The following is a 25,548-nucleotide window of genomic DNA, read 5'->3' as shown; positions in this document are numbered from 1 at the left end:
TATTTTTGCATTTTGGCAAACTTTTTACATGCTTCTACATCAATAATTTTATAAAAAAAATAACATGAGAAATAATATTTTAAGCACATATTAAGATGTTTATACAGAACTATTTTAAAAAAGATTAAGGTTGTTGACAAGATATAACTTACGTCGAGAAACCTGCAACACAGTACCATCTGCCATCTTAACAGTGGCTTTCTTTCCTTGTTTTTCTATACTTTTTACATATCCTGGATTCAATAAGATTGACTTGTGCACACGTAAAAAACCAGAAAGCCGGCTATCAGATTCATATTTTTTGAGTGTAAATGAGGAGACAATTTTTTTTCCACCATTCAAATGAAAAATTGTATAATTTATGTCCGCTTCAAGATAGGTAATCTCATTGTTTTTGGGTGTTTCGAACTGTGTCATGGCAGATGATTTTTTTGGGTTTTACAGCGTGTTTTGGGTTAATCCTTTTATTATTAGTTTCAGTAATTTTTAAACCAGTTGCCAACGATGAGCAAAGTTGACAATGCTTACAACATTTCGGGCATTGAGCTTTTTAGTAATATTTTTACGATATGTATCAACCGTAAATTCACTAACACATAGTTTGGTGGCTATCTCTGAGGAGAGAAATTCGAGAGCAATCAATTTAATGACTTCTACCTCACGAGGAGTGAGAGCATAGCGTGTAATTAATTCTTGTTGAAAATTAGTATTTGTCTGAAAAAAAGAGTGGGCTTTTTTTGATTTAGTACCATTTAAAACGCTATAAATAGTATCAAAAAGCTGAAATCGGGTTGCTGATTTTGAAATAAATCCATCAACTTTGCCTTCGATTTTTTTTAAACAATTGACTGACATCGAATCGTGTAGTACGAGGATTTTTTCGTGATAAATACCTTTCAGAACTTGGTCAAATTGTATATTTCCTTGGAAGAAAAAATTAGCATCAATCACCAGCACATCACAGGTGTTTTTTTGTAGTTCATGTAGAGTTTCCTGTACATTGCGAGCCATACCGATGACCTGAAAGTCATCGGTTGAGGCAAGCATCATAGACAAACCTTCAACAAAAAGATAATAGCTATCAGCGAGAAAAAGTTTGACTTTGGGTTTCATAGCAACAGTTGTTTTTGGGCATCGAATTAACAATACAAATATCCCCCAAGTAATACTACCGTTCAATACCTACTTGACATGATTTTATCTACTGTCTGGACAGTAGATTTTGGTTTTATAAAGTTTTTTTCACTAAATTCACACACCCAAACCACTTATTATGAAAAAATACATTTGCTGTTTTATACTATTGCTGTGTTCGTTCTACATTCATGCTCAATCGAACAAAAAACTTGATAGTCTTAAAAAGGTATTATCCAAACTACCACCTGAAGGAAGATCTTTTGCTGGAGATACTACTAAAGTGAGAGTGCTTTGTGAGATGGGAATTTTAAGTCCAACTGGTCAAGAAAACTCTACATTAAATTTAGTTGAAAAAGCTATAGTATTATCTCAAAAAATAAAATGGAATAAGGGACTCGCAAATTCTTATTACAGAAAAGGTTATTTGTATGCAAGTAAAAATGAAGACATAAAAGGTATTGAATATCTATTTAAGAGCCTTGCAATAGCAGAAAAAATCAAAGACAGTTCAATAATTGCTCAAAACTATCAGACATTGGGTGATTGTCACTCAAGACTTAGAGATTACAAAAAAGCTATCTTATATTTAAATAATGCCGTAAATATTTATAAAAAACTCAATCAAATAAAAAATTATCTAATTAGTCTAAACAATTTAGGGCTAGTCTATTATGACTCACAAAATTATAAAACTGCCATGAGTTATTTTAATAATTGTTTAGAGCTTAATAAAATATATAAGATACCTAATATTAACATCCATTTTTTAGTAAATCTTGGATCAACTCATAGGTTTTTAAAAGACTATGATAAAGCATTAAAAAATCTTCAGAAAGCAAAAAACATTCAAGATTCAATTAAAAACTATCCCAATTTCAGTAAAGTAATGATTAACATAGCCATTGCTGAAGTTTGGTATTACACAAATAATTTTCAAAAAGCAATCGAATATCTTTCAATTGCTGAAAGATTGAACAGTAAAGGTGGTACTGAAGTTACTGAAAAATATATGTATCAAGTATATTATAAAGTATTTAAGAAGTTAAATAATTTTCAAAAATCACTTTATTACTATGAAAAATATATTGCATTAAACGAAATGAGTACTAAACAAGATTTTAATAAACAAGTTGAGAATATGCAATTTGAATATGAGAATGAGAAAAAGATTGGTCAAATCAATTTATTAAACCAAAGTCTTGAAAAAGAAACATTGTTAAAGAAAATATTTATTGGTGGTGCAGTCTTTTTGTTATTATTTGGAATTTGGTTTTGGTGGAGTAATACACAACTTTCTACTAAAAATAAACAGATTGAGAAGCAACAAAAAGAAATCTTGATTTTTAATAATAAATTAGAGGATTTAAATAAAAATTTAGAAGTAAAAGTAAATGATAGAACGAAAGAGTTATTGGAAGCGAATGAGGAATTATCAAGAAAAAATGAAGAAATATTAACTGCTTTAGTTGAAGGGCAAACGATTGAACGTAAACGGGTTGCAATAGAATTACATGATAATCTCGGTTCCATGCTATCTGGCATGAAGTGGCGTTTACAAGCACTTAATAAAGAAAAACTATCTGAAAAAGAACAAAAAATTTATGAAGGTATATTATCTATGATGGGAGATGCATATTCCGAAGTTAGGTTGATTTCTCATAATTTATTACCAGCAGAGTTAGAAAAGAGTGGATTAAAGGGTGCATTACAGAAATTAATCAATGACATTAATCAAAGTAAAAAACTAAATATTAGTCTCTTTTTTGACGATAAAAATATCAAAATTGACAAAAAAATAGAATTGGAACTTTATAGTATTTCTATGGAAATAGTCAATAATATTCTAAAACATGCTGAGGCAACACAAGCAAGTATCAAACTTTGTCGACAAAATGGTTCTATAAACCTTCAAATAATTGACAATGGAAAGGGTATTTCCGACAAAATACAAGCAAATGGTGTGGGATTAAAGAATATTAAAAAACGTATTGAAGGTTTAGAAGGTGAAGTTTATATTAATTCCCAAACTGGATTAGGTACTCAAGTTGTTTTATTAATTCCTCAAGCTTGAAATTTGAAAAAACTATAGGTTTATCGAATTCGAATGCATAAAGCAATTTTTGGTTACCCTTCATTCAAGTTTTTCGATAATTCCCCAAGTTCGAAATTTGGAAAAGCTTTAGGTTTATAAAGCACGAGAAAGAACAAAGCAATGTTCATTCTACCGTTCATATTGGGACAATAGTTATAATTATCAAATTTGTTTTTTATTGGAATTTGATCATTTTCATACTTCTTTATCAGGATATCTCCCAATATAATAAATTCTTTATCAGCAGATTCAGAAAGATTAGATTGAAAAAATCTATTGTTAAAATCATCATAGTTATCAATTTTGAGGGTACTTTTTAAGTCATTAGACACAAAATCAAATACTTGTTGTTTGATTTGTGCTGTTTCATCGTAAGAAATCTTACTATCTATTTCCAACACTTTTTTTTCTGAGTTTTTATAATAACTCTGTTCCTCATCATCTGGATAGGTTTTAAAGGCAAAATTTCTGTAGTAATCTTTGTTTTCAACAAAATCGCTAATTTTATATAAAAAGTATCTAATTAACCTTTTTTCATTAATATTTAAAAGTCTATGAAATTTGAGAAATTCGGGATCCGTAGATTCATCATAGGTTATCCAAGTGTATCTATTTTTTTTACTAACCCAAATTGCTTTTTCACACAGTTCATTTGCATATTTTATTGCTGTTGTTAAAAAACGTTCTCTTTCTATAATTCCCCATTGGGGTAAATAGTGATTTCTTCTATTTAAAATGTGATGGCTATCTGTAGAACTTTCATGTTGCTTAGGCAATAGAAATGATTTCTCAAAATCATAATTAAAATCTGAATTAGGGTTTCTAAAAAGGTCAATTTTATAACCTGTTGATATTAATTCATCTACAATTAGTTCAATCGCAATATCAAATTCATTGTCATTAAGTCTTGTCTTAATTTTTTCATTTTTTTGAATTATGTCGAAAATCAAGTTGCATCGATTTTCACCAAAACTTGATTCTTTTCCAAAATTTGGATCCTCTGCAAAACCAATTCCTGAATAAATTTTACGAGTAAAAAGTGGCACTTCATCTCTTAGAATTGAAGATTGAGAGTCTTTTCCAAAGATAACATAAATATCTTTTACTATTTCTGCGACTAAAGGATAATGATTTTGGGCAACATATAAAACTCCAGAATCACCACAATCATAATTTTTTGTATTTTTGGAATACTTCAATTGAAATGGTAAATCTCTTTTCCTAAACTCTTTTTCAATAAAATTTGCCCATGCCAAGATTCCATCCTTGATAGGTTTTAAATTGAAATAAAATCTAATAATGGGTTTATTGAAAATATTGATTGCTTGGTCACCCTCTACACTAATATAAAAGTTGTCTACTCCTATTTCTTGTTTCTTTATGCGATACAAATATACGAATCTTTCTTCCTTTATAGGTTGATTCCTATCAATACTACCAGTTTGTGTTTCTTTTGTAAATACTCCTCCATCAAGATACTCACCAGCATTAACAATAATGGACTGTCCATCTTTTTTAACAAGTATTTGATTTTTTTCTAAAAATACTTTATCGTTTGTTTCAACAAACCAAAACCTCTTTTCATTGAAAGATTCTATAAATGGTCTTAGTTCTTCGACAACTTCGCCTTTTATCTCATTTTTAACTAATTTGTTTTTATACGTCTCATACAATAATCGTGGAATACCCTTTTCCTTAATTTCTTTATTTTCCCACAACCAAGCATTCGAATCTGTATTGAAACGAAGATTTTTAAAAATTTTGCTTATATCTTTCTTGTATGTTATAGACATTTTTATAAAAAATCATTTATCCTATTAATATATATTTCAGAATCGTATAACGCAAAATTTTGTAGCCTCCAATATACTCTTAACTTATTTAAATCAGGTTCATCTTCTTTTTGAGAAAAATATGTTTTTATAAATTCTTTAACAACTGATCTAATTCTTTCAAGTCGAAAATGAGTAGATAAAGTATAAATTTCCACCGTCCCCAAAAATAAAACTAATGAATTTAAAAAAATTGCCAAATCCCAATAATAATCACCTATAATTGCCATTTCCCAATCAATTATCTTGATTTCGGTATCCTTTATAAGCATATTATCCAATCTTAAATCAAAATGAATAAAGTCCTCTTGTTTCCATTCTCTTTCAAAGAAGTTAATGTCATCTATTAATAGTTGGTTACTGTGGCTATCAACTTTTTTTAAAATACTTACAGAATCTGGTTTCAGCATCAAAGAACTATCAATTTTGCTTTGATGCAATTGTCTAAAAATTGATGCTGATAAGCTAATGATATTACTAACCTTTTCCCAATTTCCAAGAGGTAAAATAAGATATAAAATTTGCATTATTGGGTCAAACCCCAATAGTTTTTCTGTGACAATAATTCCATAGCCATGGTCATAAAATATTTTTTCAGTTGAAATATTTCCCAAAATATTTAGGTCATAAATATTACTTTCATTCTCAAGAAACTTTGAGGGTTCTGGCTTTCCATACTGTTTAAAAATATAAATTTTTTGTCCAATTTTGACTTTTGACAATAAATTTCTACTATTTACAGGAAGTATAATGACTTTCATGTCATTATAAAAATTTTCTTCAAGTTTCTCAGAAAAACTATCAGAAAAATTACACATTCTCCAGATTAAGTATTCGACTGTCAGGTACTCAGAATGTAAAATTATTTTCATTTTTGACTACATGGAGGACGTGATACAGTACAATTGATAAAGTTACCCGATGTTTCTTGCCCCTTTACTATATTATTTAATGTAGCCATATCTAAGTTCCCTATGAATCCCCTATCAATTTTATTCAGAACAAAATTAGTACCCACTTTTTTTAAAAAAACGATATACCTTTCAAAGTCATCACTAAGTGTGATTTCGTGTTTTATCATATTTATAGCAATCCCAGTTTTAGTATGGAATGTTAAACTTTCACCTAGAGCAATATGAGTAATAGCAATTTTAGGTATCTGTATTGCAATAAAACTAACGTCGTCATTTTGTGCAATTGTCTTTATGTGGGGATCGAATAAAAGATGCAGACAGACAGTCTCCTGACCAAACCCAGTTAATTGATTTATTTCATCATTCCAAACTGATACTTTACCTTCGTACAAAGCTGTAATTGTTGCCATAATCAAAAAATATTTAAAATGAATTAAAAAAATTACTTATCAAATCCATGTTTCATCGCCCAACGCATCAATCCAAGAGCGGAACTTACTCCTAATTTCTTCATCAAATTTCTTCTATGCGTTTCTACTGTGGTCGGGCTAATGAAAATCTTTTCAGCTATTTCGTTGTTGCTCAGATCTTGTATTACAAGCTGCATTACCTCAATTTCTCTTGGCGTCAGCGATATATGTTCTGCTATATTATCTTTGCCATTAGTCGTATTTGGGTTAGGCATTTGTGCCAACCTCATTACTACTGCCTCGCTAAAAAACTTTTGCCCACTTGCTACGGTTTTGATAGCTTGTTCGAGTTCTTTTCGCTCAGCACGCTTCATTATATAACCATCTACACCAGCCACCAAGGCTTCTTTTATCACTGATGTTTCCTCCGACATTGTTAAGAGCATGACTGCCACTTTTGGGTATTTCTCACGCACCCTTATGGTTGTTTCAATACCATTCATCAACGGCATGTGCAAGTCTGTTAGTACAACATCAGCATCATTGGTTTCTAAAAAAGTCAACACCTGCCAACCATTATTGACCGTACCCACTACTTCAATACCATCCATCGTATCAATCAAAATACTTAGGCTTTCAGCAACAATCACGTGATCATCAGCAATCAAAACTCTTATCATACAAATTGGCTAAAGCATAATTAAAAATGAGCAAAGCATAAAGTTGCCTGTTCAAAATAATGAAATAATTTTTTACTTAAAATAAAAATAGAAGACCATGAAATTCGCAGAGCTGAGGCATCATTTCGGGTTAGTTTCATGTCTAATCAACAGTATCAATAAGAGATTCCAAAACCATCTTTTTTTGATTGTGCTATACTAAAAACTTTAATCCTTAAAACCAAATTTTCTTCTTATAATTATTGTTTTCGGCAAAGTTAATGGTTGGCAATCTACAAAAAAATACCTACTTGTAGTGAATTTTTCATTAATCCAACATTTATTAATTTCAATATTGGCTTTACTTCTAAAATTCTTTCACTTCACAATGTTTCGTTTGTTTTTCCAGTTTCCTTTATTATCTTTGGTCTTCGTCAATAAAAACCAAAGATAATTATGTTAAGTCGTGTCGCAAACTCCATTTATTGGATAAATCGCTACATCGAGCGAGCCGAAAACTATGCTCGTTTTGTAAGTGTAAACCTAAATCTAACACTTGATGCTCCCGGAATTTTGACCGAACAGTGGGAGCCACTACTCATTGCCACGGCCGATAATTATGGTTTCTTCGAGCATCATACTTCTGCCAACCGAGATACTGTGATAGATTACATGACTTTCGATAAACGAAATCCAAACTCTATTTACAGTTGTCTTGCCAATGCACGAGAAAATGCTCGAACCATTAGAGAAAGCATCACCAAAGAGATGTGGGAGCATATCAATATGTTTTACCTAAAAATCTCAGAAACACAATCGACCAAGAACTGGGAAGTAGAGCAACTCCAATTATTTTTTGACGAAATCAGAGACGGATGCCAGCTATTTTTTGGTATCATTGATGCCACTGTTACTCGTAACGAAGGTTTTCACTTTGGAAGAATGGGCCGTTTTTTGGAGCGTGCCGATAAAACTTCTCGCTTTCTTGATGTTCGCTACTTTACTTTATTACCTGATGATCAAGCGATTGGCTCACCTCAAGAATTACTTATTTGGACTTCTGTTCTAAAATCTGTGAGTGCATTTAATATGTATCGCCAACAGCACCGTGTGATTAATCCTTCACATATTGTTGAATTTCTGGTCTTAGATAAAAGTTTTCCTCGTTCGATTTTTTATTGTATTCGCCAAGCCGAACTTTCATTATACGAAATTTCAGGCAGAAAAATGACAGATGGCTATTCAAATTTTGCAGAAAAAGAACTTACTCGCCTACGACATGAAATTGAATTTACTGAAGTAGGAGATATTTTCAAAAAAGCACTTCATCCTTATTTAGATGAATTTCAAATAAAAACAAATACTGCCGCTAAAGCGATTTTTCAGACTTATTTTGACTTAAAAACAGTAGAAGCGTAAAATTAAGTTTTGAGTTCTGAGTTTTGAGTTCTGAATTTTTCTTAATTTTGTCCATCTTAAAATATTTTATTCATGTGATGAGATTTTGAATGATCAAATAGCTGAGTTTTTAGAAAACTCAGAATCGCTACGGCGAACCGTTCAAAACTCAGCACTTAGAACTCAAAAGAAATGACTTTCTGTCTTGGAGTAAAAGTTGCCAAAGGAATTGTTGCCATTGCCGATACCCGTATCACATCGGGTAGCGAAGTTTCGTCCAACAAAAAAATATTTGTTCATCAGTCAAAGCATCATTCATTGTTTATTATGACTGCTGGGCTACGCTCAGTGAGAGATAAGGCCATTACTTATTTTAAAGAAGTTTTAGAAGAACAAGATACCAAGTTTGATAAACTTTATAAAGCTGTCAACGCTTTTGGTGATATGGTGAAAAGAGTGGCTGTTGAAGATAAAGCCTCTTTAAGAGAAGCAGGTTTATCATTCAATTTGTCGGCAGTGATTGGTGGGCAGCTTGAAAATGATGATGAACACAAACTTTATATGCTTTATCCAGAAGGCAATTGGGTTGAAGTAACCGAAGGCTCTCCATTTATCATTATTGGTCAGCCAAACTATGGAAAACCAATTCTTTATCGAAACTTGAAATACAATACTTCTTTACAGGAAGTATTAAAGTTAGGGTTTTTAGCCTTTGACTCCACAAGGGTAAGTGCCAATGATGTAGATTTTCCCATTGATGTGGTTTTGTGCGAAAAAGATAGCTTTAAAATAGTAGAGCAACGTTACGAAAAACAAGATTTAGAGCAAATTTCTTATCAATGGAATGCTCTTCTGAATGCTTCTGTACAAAAACTCCCTACTGATTGGATGGAGCCAATTTTTACAAAATCCTTAGAAGTATAAGGTTATAAATATGTAAACTTCACAGAAAAAAACTATATTTGCATAGTGAAGGCATTCATAGCAAAATATCTCATTGTAGTTTACCTACTTTCAGCAACCGAGCTCAATCAATTGCTGAAACTTCCCGTGCTATTTTCACATTTTATCGAGCATCAACAAATCGACCCTTCAATGTCTTTTGGAGAGTTTTTATATCATCATTACGCCATTGACCACGGCGATGACGGCGATGCAGCAACCGATAATAAACTCCCTTTCAAATCGCATGACCAGTGTCATTCGTTTGTTTTTCCAATAAGCGTTTTTTATACTATTCAACTTTCACAAATAAAAGCTATTGTGATCGAAAAGAAGAATGTGTTATTTTCTTCTTCAACTAATATTATTTCTGCCTACCTTTCTAGCATTTGGCAACCGCCAAGATTCTAACCAACTAATTTTATAAAAATTAACCATTTGGAAATACCTCCATATTTCTAATTGCTTTACTATAAATTAATTGTAGTAGCTTGTTTCTTGCAATCTACTAAATGAATCATTCAATTATTAAATCATGTTGAATTCAATCATTGGGTTTGCTATCAAAAACAAACTCATCATTGGGCTATTTACAATCGCCCTAATTGGCTATGGTAGCTATGAAATTACCAAATTGCCAATAGATGCTGTACCTGATATTACCAATAATCAAGTACAAGTCATCACCATTGCTCCTTCGTTTGGAGCAACCGACATCGAACGTCTCGTTACCTTTCCCATCGAACAGGCAAATAATAATATCTCTGGACTGCAAGAAATTAGAAGTTTCTCACGTTTTGGACTTTCACTTGTAACCATCGTTTTTGATGATGCAACCGATATTTATTGGGCAAGGCAGCAAGTCGCCGAACGGCTCCAAAGAGTACAAACGCAAATTCCTACTGGAATTGGTGTTCCCGAACTCGGCCCCGTTTCTACTGGTTTGGGTGAAATTTATCAATATGTAGTTCGCCCAAAAGAAGGCTACGAATCAAAATACGATGAAACGGAACTCCGAACCATTCAAGACTGGATTGTTCGTCGGCAGCTTTTAGGCGTAAAAGGTGTGGCAGAAGTAAGTAGTTTTGGTGGAAAACTTAAACAATATTCTATTGAAATCGACCCACATAAGTTACAAGCAAATGGCATTACTATCAGTGATGTTTTCAAAGCTCTCGAAAGCAATAATCAAAATACAGGTGGAGCTTATATAGAAAAAGGTTCAACTGCTTTGTTTATAAGAAGTGAAGGTTTGATCGGAAACATTGAAGACATCAAGAATATAGCTATCAAAAATCTCGGTGGTGGCACTCCCTTATTTATTCGTGATGTTGCTGAAATAAAAATTGGTCATGCCACACGATACGGAGCAATGGCTTTCAACGATAAAGGAGAAGTTTCTGGGGCAGTTGTGATGATGCTCAAAGGAGCAAATAGCAGCGAAGTTATTAAGAATGTAAAAGTTCGAGTGGCTCAAATCCAAAAAACTTTACCTGAAGGGGTCGTAATCGAGCCTTTCTTAGACAGAACCAAAATGGTCAATAATGCTATCGGCACCGTAGAAAAAAATCTTTTGGAAGGAGCTTTGATTGTCATATTCGTTTTGGTGCTTTTTCTCGGAAATTTCCGTGCAGGGATATTGGTTGCTTCGGTGATTCCTTTAGCGATGCTTTTTGCCATTATTATGATGAATTTATTTGGCGTAAGTGGAAATTTGATGAGCTTAGGAGCATTAGATTTTGGTCTGATTGTCGATGGAGCGGTAATTATTGTTGAGGCTGTCATGCACGTGCTGGCAGGAAAACATGCTCTCGGTAATGCCAAGTATTCACAAGCTGAAATGGACGAAATTACCAATAAATCAGCAGGAAAAATGATGAATAGTGCTGTTTTTGGACAAGTCATTATCTTGGTAGTTTATTTACCAATCTTTACATTACAAGGCATCGAAGGTAAAATGTTTAAGCCAATGGCACAAACAGTGGCTTTTGCTTTATTAGGAGCATTTATTTTATCGCTTACCTATATCCCGATGATGAGTGCGGTTTTTTTGAGCAAAAAAACCAAGCATGAACCTAATATTTCGGATAGATTAATGGCGAAAGTTGAACATGCTTATCAATCGGCTTTGACGAAAGTTATTGGTTTTCCAAAAATAGTGTTGGGTGCAACAATTGGGCTTTTTGCTATTGCTGTGCTTATTTTAACCACACTTGGTGGTGAATTTATTCCAGCCCTCGAAGAAGGTGATTTTGCAGTTGACACAAGGGTTTTGACTGGAAGTAGCATCAAAACAACCATTGAAAATACGCAGAAAACTGCTCATATTCTGAAAACGAGATTTCCTGAAGTAGAAAAAGTGGTAACAAAAATTGGGAGTGGTGAAGTGCCAACCGACCCCATGCCAATGGAAGCCAGTGATATGATGGTGATTTTGAAGGATAAAAGTGAATGGACTTCGGCCAAAACTTTTGATGAATTGGCTGAAAAAATGACCAAAGCTGTTGAAGAAATTCCTGGCGTGACCGTTGGTTTTCAATACCCTGTTCAGATGCGTTTCAATGAACTGATGACAGGTGCAAGACAAGATGTAGTTTGTAAGATTTTTGGGGAAGATTTAGATACACTTACCAAATATGCCCACCAACTGGGTGAAATTGTCAACACTGTTGAAGGTGCAAAAAACCTTTATGTTGAAACTGTGTCAGGAATGCCACAAATCATTATTGCGTATAAACGTGATATGATTGCTCAATATAATCTAACAATCTCAGATATAAACAAAATTGTCAATACTGCTTTGGCAGGGCAAAGTACAGGAATGGTTTTTGAAGGAGAAAAACGTTTTGATTTGGTGGTCAGATTGGCAGGTGAACAGAAAAAAGACGTCCAAGATATTCAAAATCTTCTTATTCCAACACCACAAGGTACTCAAATCCCTTTATCGCAATTGGCTGATGTGGCCATAAAAGATGGCCCAAATCAAATCCAAAGAGAAGATGCTAAACGTAGAATCGTGGTTGGTTTCAATGTGCGTGGACGAGATGTTCAGACAATTGTAAATGAATTGCAAATCAAGATTGAAAAGAAAATCAAATTTCCGACGGGTTATTATGTCACTTATGGTGGAGCGTTTGAAAACTTAAATGCTGCCAAACAAAGGTTGATGATTGCTGTACCAGTTTCATTGATTTTGATATTTTTATTGTTGTTTTTTGCCTTCAATTCAATCAAACATGGCTTGCTTATTTATTCGGCCATTCCATTGTCTGCTATCGGTGGTATTTTCTTCTTGGCAATGCGTGGTTTGCCTTTCAGCATCAGTGCGGGCGTTGGTTTTATCGCCTTATTTGGCGTGGCGGTTTTAAATGGTATCGTTTTGATTGCTGAATTCAACCGACTCAAACACGATGGTATCGACGACCTCAAAAAAATAGTTTTACTTGGCACCCAAGTACGTTTACGACCAGTTTTAATGACTGCATTTGTGGCATCTTTAGGTTTTTTGCCAATGGCACTCAGCAATGGTGCAGGGGCAGAAGTACAACGCCCGTTGGCTACTGTTGTGATTGGCGGATTACTGGTTGCTACATTTTTGACACTTTTTGTTTTGCCAATCTTGTACATGGTTTTTGAAGGAAATATCAAGAAAATTACACCAAAAGCTGCAGTTATTTTAATAATTCTCGCATTTGCTTCATCTGCCCATGCACAAACGCCCACCATTACTTTACAATCGGCGATTGATGTTGCTTTAAAAAATAACCTTTCGATTAAAAATGAAAAACTAAAAGCTGATTACCAGAAAAGTTTAATAAATACTGCTAAAATGCTACCATCGGCCAATATTTCGGGCGAATTTGGACAAATCAATAGCATTTATGCAGATACAAGATTTGGTTTAGGACAGTCTTTCAGTTTTCCTAAAGTGTATGAAAGTCAAAAAAACTTATACCATGAGCATTGGAAAAGTAGTGAATTAAATGTAAAAATGACTGAGCAAGTACTCAAAAAACAAGTCACACAAACATTTTATCAACTCCTATATTTACAGCAAAAAAGTCAGTTACTGCAATTTGCTGATAGCTTGTACGCTGCATTTTATAAGCGTGCAGAATTACGTTTGGCAAAGGGCGAGAGCAATGTTTTAGAAAAAGTTACTGCCGAAAATCAATTGGGACAAATCAAGGTTCAATTGGCACAACTCAAACAAGACCTCGAAGTGCAGCAATTACATTTTCAGTTTTTGTTGAATTCAACTTCGCCATATTTACCTTCTGAAAGTTCGTTAAAAATGCCTGTAAACTACAAGGTTGATATTGAAGCATTAAAAGAACATCCAACAATAAAGTTTTTGAGTCAGCAGCAGCAAATAGCTGATGCTGCCATTGAAGTAGAGAAAAAGAAACTTTTACCCACAATGTCGCTCAACTACAACAACGGAAGTATCAGAGGAACAGGTGCCGACAATAAGGTTTATGGTGGTTTTTATAGGTTCCAGACAATACAAGTTGGTGTAGGAATTCCGATTTTTACGGCCGCTCAAAAAGCAAAAATCAATAGTGAAAAGGTGAGTAAAATGGTGGCTGAAAGTAGTTATTCCGTTGGTTTGCAGAACCTCAATACGGCCTATCGTACTGCCATCGTTGAGCATGAAAAATTTCAACAAACAGTGGCCTATTTTGAAAATACAGCTTTAAATAATTCCACCATAATCAGCACTACAGCTCAACAGCAATTGGCCAATGGCAACATCAATTATTTAGAGTGGGTTACGTTGATCAATCAAGCTACGACTATCAAAAATGATTATATTGAGGCAATCAAAAACCTTAATGAAAGTGCTATTCAGCTTAATTATTTAGTACAGTTCTAATACATTGCGGAACGAACCGAGGCGACGGCGGCCGACGCTCGGTCGCTTTCATTTCGTTCCTAAACATAAAATGCTGATAATTAACTTATTATAATTAAAAAAACTATTGGATAGTTGAATTTTATCCAAAACAAACATACATTAAAAATGAAAAACTCATTTAATACGCTACTAATTGTAGCCATAATTTTAATTCTATCCTCTTGCGGAAGCCAAAAAGCAACTGAAGAAGCGAAAGATTCAACAGCTATCGAAAGCTCCATTGCAAATCTAAGCGAAAAACAAGTGCAAAGCATTGGCATTGTCACTGCTTCAATGGAACAAAAAACATTTTCAACGATTTTGAAAGTGAGTGGTAAAGTTGATGTTCCACCACAAAACCTCATTTCAGTGAGTGTCCCAATGGGTGGTTATTTGAAATCTACACACTTGATTCCTGGGATGTTTGTACGTAAAGGAGAAAGCATTGCCATTATCGAAGACCAACAGTACATTCAAATGCAGCAAGATTTCTTGACAACACAATCGAAAATTAGTTTTCTCGAAAATGAATATCAACGCCAAAAAGAGCTCAACCAAAGTAAAGCAAGTAGTGATAAAGTTTTTCAACAAGCCGAAATGGAGTTGAAAACACAAAAGATTTTGGTAAAGGCTCTGGCAGAAAAACTTAAATTGGCAGGCATCAATCCAGAAAAACTCAATGAAAATTCAATTTCTAAAAGTATCAATATTTACTCGCCCATCAATGGTTATGTGAGCAAAGTAAATGTTAATATTGGTAAATATATCTCCCCTACCGATGTAATGTTTGAGTTGGTCAATACCAGCGATATTCATTTAGCTTTAAAGGTTTTTGAAAAAGATTTAGACAAAATCAGTATTGGTCAAAAAGTAACAGCTTATACCAATACTTATCCCAATAAAAAATATCCTTGTGAGATTTTGTTGATCGGAAAAAGTTTGAGCGATGAACGTAATACTGATGTGCATTGTCATTTTGAAGTGTATGATAAAGCATTGATTCCTGGTACTTATATGAATGCCGAAATTGAAATTACAAATGCTAAATCGTATGTTTTACCAGAGGATGCTATTGTAAGATTTGAAAATAAACACTTTGTCTTTGCAAAAAAATCACCCACACAATTTGAGATGATTGAAGTTGAAATTGGCAACACCGAAAAGGGGCTGACCGAAATTATCAAAACTGATAATATGAATAACCAAACTTTTGTTATCAAAGGAGCTTATTCATTATTGATGAGTTTGAAGAATAAATCAGAAGAATAAGTTGCATTTTGTGCAACAATTTTCCAAATTGAGAGCAACAGAACAATTTTCCAAATTGTTGTACAAAAATAATTATGATTTTAAGTATTGAACATACATTGCGGTATTCTTATTCAAGCCCTGTTTCGCTGACACCGCACACAATTTATTTAACGCCGAAGGCCTCTCCCAACCAAGAGATCAGTCGTTATCAGCTTGATATTCAGCCTGTTCCGAGCCTTTTGTTTAAAAATACTGACATAGAAGGTAACACCCAATTTGTTGCCTTCTTTGATACTTCGTGTCAAGAACTGAGCATTAAAGCGAATTTTGATCTCGAATCTCAGCAATTCAACCCTTATCATTTCATCTATTTCCCATTTGAAGCTGAAAAACTCCCTTTTAAATATCCCGAGAAAGAACTTTCCTTACTACAACCTTATTTAACACAAGAAGGTGTAACAACGCTGATTCATCAGTTTTCTCGCCAAATTGCTGCTGAAGCCAATTGGAAAACAACTGATTTTTTAGTGAAAATTTCTAAGTATATCAGAGATAATTTTACTTATGAAAAACGCATCGAAGGGCCAGCAAATTCACCCGAAACTACGCTTTTAAGCAAAGATGGCACTTGCCGTGACTATGCTGTTTTGATGATTGCAGCTTGTAAAGCACTCGGAATAGCTGCCCGATTTGTAAGTGGCTATTGTTATGGAAGTCCACTGCAATCCCATGAACTTCACGCATGGGTCGAGGTCTATTTGCCTGGTGGTGGTTGGCGTGGTTTTGACCCAACATCAGGCGTAATTGTTGATAAGCAATACATTAACTTAGCTTCTTCTTCGCAAGCCGAACTGATAAACCCTGTTACTGGAGGCTTCAGAGGCAATGCAAGCTCAATATTAGAGGCCTATGTCAATATTATTGAAAAATAATTTCTATTTTTGCTTGAAACGAGTATCTTTAATTTATTGATAACCCTAAACACTGGAATGCAAATAAATACTGGGCATTTCCACAAGACAAACTTCTGATATGAGCATTAAATACCGATTAATTGTAATGAATTTCCTCCAATTTTTCATTTGGGCATGTTGGCTCATTACTATTGGAGCATACTGGTTTCAGAATAAAGGGTGGTCAGGAGCAGAATTTGGTGCTATTTTTTCTACGATGGGAATTGCGTCTTTATTTATGCCAACTCTTGCGGGTATCATTGCTGATAAATACATCAACGCCGAAAAATTGTATGCTATTTTACACTTTTTAGGTGCATTGGTTTTGATTTATATTCCACAAGTTGATAATCCACATGATTTCTTTTGGGCAATTTTACTTTGTGTAATTTTCTATATGCCAACATTAGCTTTATCGAACTCAATCGCTTATACAATTCTTAAAAATAATAATACGAGCGACCTCGTGAAAGATTTCCCACCTATCCGAGTATGGGGAACGGTCGGTTTTGTGGTAGCACTTTGGGTGATTAGCCTTACACACAATGAAACTTCGTCTAATCAGTTCTACATTGCTGCTGCTTCTGCCATTATCTTGGCTATTTATTCGCTTACTTTACCCAAATGCCCACCATTGGCAGCCATAACCGATAATAAAAGTTTTGCACAATTACTCGGTTTAGATGCCTTTAAGCTTTTTAAAGATCCTAAAATTGCTATATTTTTCATTTTTGCAATGTTTTTAGGAGCTTCATTACAGCTCACAAATGCTTATGGCGATACATTTTTGCATGATTTTGCCAACGTTGATGCTTATAAAGACACCATTGCTGTCAAATTTCCTGCCATTATCATGTCGATTTCGCAGATTTCAGAGACTTTATTTATTTTGGCTATTCCTTTTTTCTTAAAGAAATTTGGTATTAAACAAGTAATGCTTATCAGCATGATTGCTTGGGTATTACGCTTTGGACTTTTTGCTTACGGAAACCCAGCCGATGGTCTTTGGATGATTATCTTGTCGTGTATTGTTTATGGAATGGCTTTTGATTTTTTCAATATCTCAGGTTCGTTGTTTGTAGAAACTTATACAGATGCCAAAATTCGCTCATCAGCACAAGGGTTATTTATGATGATGGTCAATGGTTTTGGAGCAGTTTCAGGAAGTTTGACAAGTGGTTTTATCATTCAAAAATACTTTACGCTTGCCGATGGCACAAAACTTTGGAATGGCATTTGGCTTACATTCGCAATATATTCACTTATAGTAGCCATACTTTTTGCGATACTTTTCAAACATAAGCATGAAGAGGATTTTGAGATAAAAGAGCATTGATTGGCTGTTTTATAAGTCACCATTTCAAAACATTATTAACTTAATTATCCACCGTTCACTTCCATTTTTATATTGGAAGTGAACGGTATAAATAAAACCCTATTCCTTTCTCGAAAGCATCCAAAGGCCAGCAAAAGTAAGAAATCCATTGAGCATTAATTTCGAGAAACCAAATTCAAAATCGAAAGTTGCTTTTGTAAACTCTTCAATGGCGTAAGTTAGAAATGGCGAAGCTACGCAAACGAATGGCACAAACTTGTCGGTTAATGGACGTTTGAGGTATAATCCAAAAGCAAAAAGTCCTAATAAGGGGCCATAGGTATAACCTGCAATATTGAATACTGCTGAAATCACTTCCTGACTATTCAATGCTCGGAAAATAAGAATCACGATTATAAAAACTACTGTAAAGCCAATGTGTACATAATGCTTTAAACTTTGGCGTTTTGCTTCTTCATATTTCTCAATATTCAAAAAATCTACACAAAAAGAAGTAGTAAGAGCCGTCAGAGCAGAGTCTGAACTTGCATAAGTTGCTGCTGTTATTCCTAATAAAAACGTAACGGCAGCCAAAGTTCCAAACTGATTCCCAAGAGCTAACGAAGGGTACAAATCATCCGTTTTTACAGGAATTGGTAAGCCCATTTTTTCGGAATAGATATATAAAAGTACACCTAAACTCAAGAAAAGTAAATTGACAAAAACTAACACCATATAAAACCAAAACATATTTTTTTGTGCTTCACCAATACTTTTACAAGTCAAATTTTTCTGCATTAAATCTTGGTCAAGTCCTGTCATAACGATAGCAATAAACGCTCCTGACAAGAAATCTTTTACAAAATGGTGCTTATTTGCCCAATCCCAAACAAAGATTTTTGAATACTGGCTATCTTTTACTGTTGTGAATAAATCACCTATTCCTAAATCTAACTGTTTGCTAATCAAGTAGATAGTTAGTACAAGTGCTGTAAGCAAGAAGAAAGTTTGTAGCGTATCAGTAATAATAATTGTTTTTACACCACCTTTGAAAGTGTAAACAAATATTAAACCCATTGCAATTAGTACAGTCAACTCGAAAGGTACACCAAGGTCATCAAAAATAGCCAATTGAAGTACTTGAACGGCTACATACATTCGCACTGCCGAACCAATAGTACGTGAGAGTAAGAAAAAAGCTGAACCAGTTTTATATGACCAAAAGCCAAAACGTTTTTCGAGATAGCCATAAATTGAAATCAGGTTTAAACGATAATACATTGGCATTAAAATCGTGGCAATAACCCAATAACCAACGGCATATCCTAAGACCACTTGAAAATAAGAAAATTGAATTTTCCCAACGGCTCCTGGTACAGAAACGAACGTAACACCCGAAATTGATGTTCCAATCATACCAAAAGCAACTAAATACCAAGGAGATTGACGATTTGCAGTAAAAAATGTGTTTGTGTCAGCTCCACGAGCTGTATAAAGCGAGATTGCAATGAGTATTAAAAAGTAAATTACCAGAATTGTTAAGGCAAGCGTTGAGGTCATAAGTGTTAAAGGTTTAAAATCCTGTCCAAATATCAAAACTTTTTTTTCGATAACAAAACTACTCTTTGGCAAGAATGAATTATATTAGCATAAAAAATAGAGGTTCGGAAAAATACTTCTTGATAATTGAATCAAACAAATAACTGAATATCAATATTTTACAAATATTAATCAAACATTTTTCGTGCAAAAATATAGACAAATGACAACGTTACCAAGTCCTGAAATTGAAGTCATTGATGAAGCGATTGAAGACATCGCTAATATAAAATTATGGGAGTTAGTCGTTTTTAATGACGACATCAATACTTTCGACCATGTAATTGAAACTTTGATTGATGTATGTCATCATTCTCCCGAACAAGCCGAACAATGTACTTTAATTATTCATTATAAAGGTAAATGTGGCGTAAAATCAGGTGATTTTGAAGAATTGGCTGGTTTACGAAATGAAATTTGTCGTCGGGAGATTTCAGCGGAGATAATGCTTAAATAGACGATGGACGATAGTCCGTAAGTCAATAGTAAAGAGTTTAAAAAGTTGATATTGCAAAAGACAAGTACAAATGGCTTTCAAATTTGAGCAATTATTAGTTTGGCAAAAAGCGATTGATTTGACTGGTATTGTTCATGAATTAACACTTACGTTTCCAAAAGATGAACTTTTTATATTAACTTCTCAAATTAAAAGAGCTGCCGATTCTATTTCATTAAACATTGCAGAAGGCTCGACTGGACAAACTAATCCTGAATTTAAAAAGTTTCTTTCTTATGCCATACGTTCAGCAATAGAGGTAGTTTCCTGCCTTTATATAGCACGACGGAGGAACCTTATAAATGAAGAAGCTTTTAAAACTATTTATGATAAAGTTGAAGAAATAGTAAGAATGATTCAAGCACTAAAAAAGAATTTAAACTGATTAGCTAAGAAACAAATTTATCTACAAAACTAATTCTAAACCTATTTTCTGTTGACCGTGGACGGTGGACAGTTGACTTATTAATAAATGAACTTCCCCTCAAAATTAATAGAAGAAGCTGTTATCGAGATTTCCAAGCTTCCTGGAATTGGCAAAAAATCAGCTTTGAGGTTGGCTCTGCATTTACTCAAAAGAGAAGAAGCCCAAACACAATCATTGGCTGATGCTCTCATAGCGATGCGAACAAAAACAACATTTTGCAGAAAATGTCATAATATTTCAGATGCCGAACTCTGCCTGATTTGCACTTCACCTCGTCGAGATCCATCTATACTTTGTATTGTAGAAGATACCCGTGATGTACTCGCCATCGAAAATACTGCTCAGTACCGTGGACTTTACCATATTTTAGGTGGAATTATTTCGCCATTGGCTGGCATTGGCCCCAATGATTTGAATATCGAATCTTTGATCAAAAGAGTAGAACAAGATACTGATATTCAAGAGGTTATCTTGGCACTTAGCCCAACAATGGAAGGCGATACAACTGCTTTTTATCTACAAAAAAAATTAAAACCTTTTAATAAAAAAATTAGTACCATCGCTCGTGGAATTCCTATCGGGGGAGATTTAGAATATACTGATGAAGTAACCCTTGGACGCAGTATTTTAAGTAGGATTGCTTATGAATAGTTAATTGTATGAAATTTTAAGACATAAAAACATGATACCTCGTGTAAAAATCTGTTGTATTAGTTCACCTTTAGAAGCCAAACAAGCGATTAGCTACGGAGCATCGGCATTGGGTTTGGTTGCTAAAATGCCAAGTGGGCCAGGGCCTATATCAGATGAATTGATTAATGAGATTGTACGCACAATTCCACCACCTATTGCTTCGTTTTTGTTGACAAGTCGTACGGATAGCCAAGAGATAATTAAGCATCAAAAGATGGTTCATTCAAATGTCATTCAGATTGTAGATGCCTTAAAATCAGGAAGTTATGAAGATTTCAAAATAGCAATTCCTGCCATTAAAATCGTACAAGTGATTCATGTTATTGATGAAAAAACATTAGATGAAGCCCTTGAAATTTCTGAGAAAGTTGATGCACTTTTGCTTGATTCGGGCAATCCAAATTTAGAAGTAAAAGAACTGGGTGGCACAGGGAGAGTACATAATTGGGCCATTAGTCGTAAAATTGTAGAGCAATCGAAAGTACCTGTTTTCTTAGCAGGTGGACTAAAAGCTGAAAATGTAAGAGCAGCCATTGATGCCGTACAACCTTATGGTTTAGACTTATGTAGCAGTGTTCGCACTAATGGTAAATTAGACCCTTACAAATTAGAAGCATTTTTTAATGAGGTTAATCGGGTTTAGGAAAAATTAAAAGATTAAATTTCATTTAAAATAGCATAATAAAGTCAAATTTATACCGATTGATTCGTTTAAAATAGTAGATTTGTGAACTTTAGAAATCCATTATATCTCATAAAAAAATGAACAGAAAAGATTTTATCAAAGCCTTTATAGGAAGTACTTTCGCTTTTAAATTAGGCGATACATTTGCCAGCAAAGCTCCCATTTTTGACGGGATGTTTACGCTCGCTCCTCTACCCTATGCCAATGATGCACTTGAACCGCATATTGACAAATTGACCATGGAAATTCATCATGACCGTCACCACAAGGCCTACGTTGATAACCTCAACAAAGCCATTGCAGGAACTGACATGGAGAAATTGTCAATTGACCAATTGTTGAAAGATATTAGCAAATATCCTGTGGCAGTAAGAAATAATGGTGGTGGACACTGGAATCATACATTTTTCTGGCAAATCATGGCACCAAATGCTGGTGGAATGCCTTCAGGCAAATTGGCGGATGCCATCACAGCGACTTTTGGTGGTTTTGATAAGTTAAAAGAAGAGTTTGCCAAAGCAGCAACCACTCGTTTTGGCTCTGGTTGGGCTTGGTTGATAGTAACTCCTGATAAAAAATTAAAGATTGTTTCAACTGCCAATCAAGATAATCCATTGATGGATGTAGCAACTGACAAAGGAACGCCAATTTTAGCTCTTGATGTGTGGGAACATGCTTACTATCTAAAATACCAAAACAAACGTGCCGATTATGTAACTGCTTTTTGGAATGTTGTTAACTGGAAAAAAGTTAGTGAGAATTTTGAAGCAGCAACAAAATAATTTGTAGCAATAAAACCTGTAAGGTCTTTTGGGAGACCTTGCAGGTTTTAAAACATTTCTAAGCAATCAAAAACAAGAAAATCAATGGAAAAACAATGCCAGCAACTGCCAATTTCCAACCTCTTGATTTAAAGCTAAACTTTCCTCTTGGAAACATCATTGCTCCCGTGACGGCAATAAATATCAATCCTAAAGCAAATACGTCAGAATAATAAATCCACCAAACTGATGTGTCTTTGTGTAATTGATTCATCTGACTAATAAAAGGCGTTTTCTTGAATTCGATGATTTCTCCTTTTCCTAATTTGATGTCAATTTCTACATCATGTTTCTCATAAGAAATTTTCAATTCTCCTTTCTTGATGGAATGTCTGCGAAATTTATCTTTAAAACCAAATTGATTAGTCAATTCCTTCGCAAAATCTTCTGTAATCTCTTTTTCATCTTGAGGTAATTGTAAGCTTATTGGCTTTGTTTCTACCGTGTATTTTTCAGGATGCCAAGTCTGACGATGATTTTGTAGAATCCCTGAAAGAGAAAAAGAGATAATCAATCCAATAAAAAAATAACCCAAATCTCGGTGCAGGCTTCGTGTGTCAAATTTCATAAAAATTAGAACTTAAATGATAAAGTAGTAGAAAAGTTACGTGGAGCAATCGGATTTACACTATTATCGTCGTGTACATTATAACTATAAACATTGAAGATATTGCCTACTTTTGCACGAAGTGAAATGTTTTTGTAAGTATAGCCTGCAGTAGCATCAATTTGGGTGTATGCAGGAATCAACACCAATTTAAAATTATCATTTACTACCTGTACACGAGTACTACGCCCAGCCTGACGGTCGCCAAAGTACAAACTTGTCAAACCGATATTTAAGCCTTGCAATTTCCCTTGTGAAAAATTATAATTAACACTTAAATTGGCAGTATGATTTGGATTATATCTCAATAAACTACCTTCCACAAAAGTATTTGATTTTGTGTATCTTGTTTCGTTATAACTATATCCTGCAATTACTGAAAGGCTTTTAACTGGACGAGCTACAAAATCCAATTCAACGCCTTTGCTTGTAACTTCGCCCACCAATTCTTTGATATTGGCATTTGTATTCCCATTTGCCAAAGAAATTTGTGCCAAATTACTATTGATTATTTGATAGGCAGTCAGATTCAATGATAATTTATTATCTATCAATTGATTTTTAATTCCAATTTCAAATTGGTCAATTAATGAAGGTTTTAAAGCATTCCCATCTACATCAACACCTGTATTTAGCGTAAATGAGTTTGAATAACTTCCAAACAATGATATATTTTTATTTGGCTGAATAACCAATCCTAAACGTGGCGAAAATGCTCCATCAAAATATACGCTATTGGTGGTAAGTTTAGATGCAAACGTATAAACCTCACTTCCTGTTTGCTGATAACTATATCTTACGCCTGCTAAAAACTTAATGTTTTTGGTCAAACTAATCAAATCTTGCACATAAACTCCTACTCGATTGACAGGTGAAGTGGTCAATGTAGCCACACTCAAAGTAGGAATATCTGTTCTTATTTTATAGTTTTTTGTGCCAAAGATATTAACAGTATCGTAGCGAGCTAATTGATTATATGCAGTCGTTCTTGTCTCAAATTGGTCAGTATCCATTCCGAAAAGTAATTGATGGCTAATTTTTCCAGTATTAAACTTTCCTGTCAAGTCGAGTTGTGCTAAATAATAATCTTCAGCTACTTGACTTCTTTGAATATTACGAATCCACATGCCCTCTTTTGTGATCAATGTTCCTGTATTCGGGCGAGTATTGGCAAATAAATCTGTTTCATAATTTCGGTAAGCTCCTGTAAAGTTTAACTTCCAATTTTCAGAAAAGTTGTGTGTAATTGTAGCGGTTGTTGAAAGCTGTTTAGCTGTATAATTACTCCAAGCTACACCCAAGAAACGCTCACGTGGAAGTGTAACAACTTCATAATTGATAATTCCTGCACCAAAATCTGGCGTACGCTCATCATTTGAATAATCAGCTTCAAGTAAAATATCAGTTTTTTTACCTAACTTAATCAAAAGCGAAGGGTTGATATAAAAACGCTCTGAACTAACTCCTTGACGGAAACTATTAGCTTTTTCATAGGATGAATTTAAGCGGTACGCAAGTTTTTGATTTTTCCCAATACCACCATAAATATCAATTGTTGGCTTCAACAAACCAAAACTACCCGCTCTCATGCTTATTTCTCCACCAAAATCGAATCTTGGTTTTTTTGTAACCAAGTTAATAATGCCGCCAGCAGCCACATTTCCAAATAATATAGCCGAACTCCCCTTCATCACTTCAACTTTTTCAACATTACTCAAATCAGTAATCATTCCATTAAAATATCGTACGCCATTTTTGAAAGTATTGGAGCTACCAAATGAAAAACCACGTCCAGCAATTTCTTCTTGATAACCGCCCGTTGTACCCATGATATAAACGCCATTAGTATTAACCAATACATCACTCATGCTTTTAGCTTGCTGATTATCAAGTATTTGTCTATCTACAACGGCAACACTTTGTGGCAAATCCATAGGTTTGATCGCAATTTTTCCTACCGAAACTACTTTTTCATTGGCATTCACATACCCTTTTACTATGATTTCTTTTAGTAATTCACTGTTTTCAAAAAGCTCTAAATTGATACCAGTCGTTTTATCTGCTTCAATTTTAATCTTTCTTTCTAAAGTCTTAAAACCTACAAATGAAGCCACTAAAGTATAAGTATTAGGTTTGATATTATCAATTGCAAACTCGCCCTTTTCATCTGTTGTAGCACCTTTACGGAGTTCTTTTAATTGAATCGAAACAAATTCAGCAGGTTTGCCTTCCCCATTAGTTACATACCCTTTCAGTTTTCCATTTTGACTGAAAACCATGCCACTTATTAACATGAACACTATAAAAAGTAAATTTTTCATATATATTAACTTGTTTATTGTTTTTATTTAGACTTATTATAAATAACGACACAAAGGTAATTTTGGATTTTGAAAATGCAAAATTTATTTAGACTAATT

Annotated in this window: 22 protein-coding genes; 13 read left to right on the top strand and 9 right to left on the bottom strand. The window is 33.9% G+C overall.

Annotated elements, in window-relative coordinates; translation table 11 throughout:
• Positions 1 to 114: 114 nt before the first annotated feature.
• Both ACQUQZ_RS06150 and ACQUQZ_RS06145 read right to left on the bottom strand, forming a co-directional pair.
• The gene (locus tag ACQUQZ_RS06150) at positions 115 to 417 is read right to left on the bottom strand and encodes a LytR/AlgR family response regulator transcription factor (protein WP_435353916.1); all 303 of its coding nucleotides are present in this window, start codon (positions 415 to 417) and stop codon (positions 115 to 117) included.
• 69 nt (positions 418 to 486) lie between these two features.
• On the bottom strand, positions 487 to 1,113 hold the full coding sequence (locus ACQUQZ_RS06145; RefSeq protein ID WP_435353915.1) for a response regulator transcription factor: 627 nt from the start codon (positions 1,111 to 1,113) through the stop codon (positions 487 to 489).
• 160 nt (positions 1,114 to 1,273) lie between these two features.
• On the opposite strand from ACQUQZ_RS06145, the gene ACQUQZ_RS06140 reads away from it, so the two are divergent.
• A complete protein-coding gene (locus tag ACQUQZ_RS06140) occupies positions 1,274 to 3,208 on the top strand; it encodes a tetratricopeptide repeat-containing sensor histidine kinase (RefSeq protein WP_435353914.1) in 1,935 nt (644 codons plus the stop codon).
• Positions 3,209 to 3,261: 53 nt separating this feature from the next.
• Here ACQUQZ_RS06140 and ACQUQZ_RS06135 read toward each other — a convergent pair whose 3' ends face one another.
• From ACQUQZ_RS06135 to ACQUQZ_RS06120, 4 genes are read right to left on the bottom strand one after another with little or no spacing between them, the layout of a single operon-like run.
• Positions 3,262 to 5,022, bottom strand: a complete 1,761-nt coding sequence (locus tag ACQUQZ_RS06135) for a T3SS effector HopA1 family protein (RefSeq protein WP_435353913.1) — start codon at positions 5,020 to 5,022, stop codon at positions 3,262 to 3,264.
• A 2-nt stretch (positions 5,023 to 5,024) separates the two neighbouring features.
• Complete coding sequence (locus ACQUQZ_RS06130; RefSeq protein ID WP_435353911.1) at positions 5,025 to 5,933, bottom strand: phosphotransferase; 909 nt, start codon at positions 5,931 to 5,933, stop codon at positions 5,025 to 5,027.
• Complete coding sequence (locus tag ACQUQZ_RS06125; RefSeq protein WP_435353910.1) at positions 5,930 to 6,385, bottom strand: hypothetical protein; 456 nt, start codon at positions 6,383 to 6,385, stop codon at positions 5,930 to 5,932. Before ACQUQZ_RS06125 ends, ACQUQZ_RS06130 begins: the two co-directional genes overlap by 4 nt.
• A 32-nt stretch (positions 6,386 to 6,417) precedes the next feature.
• Positions 6,418 to 7,065: a response regulator transcription factor gene (locus ACQUQZ_RS06120; RefSeq protein WP_435353909.1), complete on the bottom strand. Its 648-nt coding sequence runs from the start codon at positions 7,063 to 7,065 to the stop codon at positions 6,418 to 6,420.
• A 435-nt stretch (positions 7,066 to 7,500) separates the two neighbouring features.
• Here ACQUQZ_RS06120 and ACQUQZ_RS06115 point away from each other — a divergent pair, with 435 nt between their 5' ends.
• From ACQUQZ_RS06115 to ACQUQZ_RS06085, 7 genes are all read left to right on the top strand, one after another.
• Positions 7,501 to 8,463, top strand: coding sequence for an alpha-E domain-containing protein (locus ACQUQZ_RS06115; protein WP_435353908.1), 963 nt, complete (start codon positions 7,501 to 7,503; stop codon positions 8,461 to 8,463).
• 171 nt (positions 8,464 to 8,634) lie between these two features.
• Positions 8,635 to 9,366 (top strand): peptidase, encoded by a 732-nt coding sequence (locus ACQUQZ_RS06110; RefSeq protein WP_435353907.1) that lies wholly within the window; start codon positions 8,635 to 8,637, stop codon positions 9,364 to 9,366.
• Between the two features lie 45 nt (positions 9,367 to 9,411).
• Positions 9,412 to 9,795 (top strand): hypothetical protein, encoded by a 384-nt coding sequence (locus tag ACQUQZ_RS06105; RefSeq protein ID WP_435353906.1) that lies wholly within the window; start codon positions 9,412 to 9,414, stop codon positions 9,793 to 9,795.
• A gap of 124 nt (positions 9,796 to 9,919) precedes the next feature.
• The gene (locus ACQUQZ_RS06100; RefSeq protein ID WP_435353905.1) at positions 9,920 to 14,260 is read left to right on the top strand and encodes a CusA/CzcA family heavy metal efflux RND transporter; all 4,341 of its coding nucleotides are present in this window, start codon (positions 9,920 to 9,922) and stop codon (positions 14,258 to 14,260) included.
• Between the two features lie 147 nt (positions 14,261 to 14,407).
• A complete protein-coding gene (locus tag ACQUQZ_RS06095) occupies positions 14,408 to 15,550 on the top strand; it encodes an efflux RND transporter periplasmic adaptor subunit (protein ID WP_435353904.1) in 1,143 nt (380 codons plus the stop codon).
• Between the two features lie 74 nt (positions 15,551 to 15,624).
• Positions 15,625 to 16,464, top strand: a complete 840-nt coding sequence (locus ACQUQZ_RS06090; RefSeq protein ID WP_435353903.1) for a transglutaminase family protein — start codon at positions 15,625 to 15,627, stop codon at positions 16,462 to 16,464.
• A gap of 100 nt (positions 16,465 to 16,564) precedes the next feature.
• On the top strand, positions 16,565 to 17,821 hold the full coding sequence (locus ACQUQZ_RS06085; RefSeq protein WP_435353902.1) for a nucleoside permease: 1,257 nt from the start codon (positions 16,565 to 16,567) through the stop codon (positions 17,819 to 17,821).
• A 99-nt stretch (positions 17,822 to 17,920) separates the two neighbouring features.
• On the opposite strand, the gene ACQUQZ_RS06080 is transcribed toward ACQUQZ_RS06085, so the two are convergent.
• Positions 17,921 to 19,360: a sodium:solute symporter gene (locus ACQUQZ_RS06080; RefSeq protein ID WP_435353900.1), complete on the bottom strand. Its 1,440-nt coding sequence runs from the start codon at positions 19,358 to 19,360 to the stop codon at positions 17,921 to 17,923.
• Positions 19,361 to 19,562: 202 nt separating this feature from the next.
• Between ACQUQZ_RS06080 and ACQUQZ_RS06075 the strand changes: the two genes are divergently transcribed.
• The 5 genes from ACQUQZ_RS06075 to ACQUQZ_RS06055 all read left to right on the top strand — a co-directional run bounded on the left by ACQUQZ_RS06075 (position 19,563) and on the right by ACQUQZ_RS06055 (position 22,482).
• Positions 19,563 to 19,856 (top strand): ATP-dependent Clp protease adaptor ClpS, encoded by a 294-nt coding sequence (locus ACQUQZ_RS06075; RefSeq protein WP_435353898.1) that lies wholly within the window; start codon positions 19,563 to 19,565, stop codon positions 19,854 to 19,856.
• A gap of 70 nt (positions 19,857 to 19,926) precedes the next feature.
• Positions 19,927 to 20,280 (top strand): four helix bundle protein, encoded by a 354-nt coding sequence (locus ACQUQZ_RS06070; protein ID WP_435353897.1) that lies wholly within the window; start codon positions 19,927 to 19,929, stop codon positions 20,278 to 20,280.
• A gap of 87 nt (positions 20,281 to 20,367) precedes the next feature.
• Positions 20,368 to 20,973 (top strand): recombination mediator RecR, encoded by a 606-nt coding sequence (gene recR, locus ACQUQZ_RS06065; protein WP_435353896.1) that lies wholly within the window; start codon positions 20,368 to 20,370, stop codon positions 20,971 to 20,973.
• A 31-nt stretch (positions 20,974 to 21,004) separates the two neighbouring features.
• On the top strand, positions 21,005 to 21,658 hold the full coding sequence (locus tag ACQUQZ_RS06060; protein WP_435353894.1) for a phosphoribosylanthranilate isomerase: 654 nt from the start codon (positions 21,005 to 21,007) through the stop codon (positions 21,656 to 21,658).
• Between the two features lie 119 nt (positions 21,659 to 21,777).
• Entirely contained in the window at positions 21,778 to 22,482 is a 705-nt protein-coding gene (locus tag ACQUQZ_RS06055) for a superoxide dismutase (protein WP_435353893.1), read from the top strand.
• Positions 22,483 to 22,540: 58 nt separating this feature from the next.
• On the opposite strand, the gene ACQUQZ_RS06050 is transcribed toward ACQUQZ_RS06055, so the two are convergent.
• Positions 22,541 to 23,089, bottom strand: a complete 549-nt coding sequence (locus ACQUQZ_RS06050; RefSeq protein ID WP_435353892.1) for a PepSY-associated TM helix domain-containing protein — start codon at positions 23,087 to 23,089, stop codon at positions 22,541 to 22,543.
• 5 nt (positions 23,090 to 23,094) lie between these two features.
• Entirely contained in the window at positions 23,095 to 25,449 is a 2,355-nt protein-coding gene (locus ACQUQZ_RS06045) for a TonB-dependent siderophore receptor (protein ID WP_435353891.1), read from the bottom strand.
• Between the last annotated feature and the right edge of the window lie 99 nt (positions 25,450 to 25,548).

Origin of the sequence: Emticicia sp. SJ17W-69, from assembly GCF_051209875.1 — a bacterium.
Lineage (GTDB): Bacteria > Bacteroidota > Bacteroidia > Cytophagales > Spirosomataceae > Emticicia.
The sequence above is the reverse complement of the archived record's forward strand: the minus strand, read 5'-3'. Positions and strand labels throughout refer to the sequence as shown.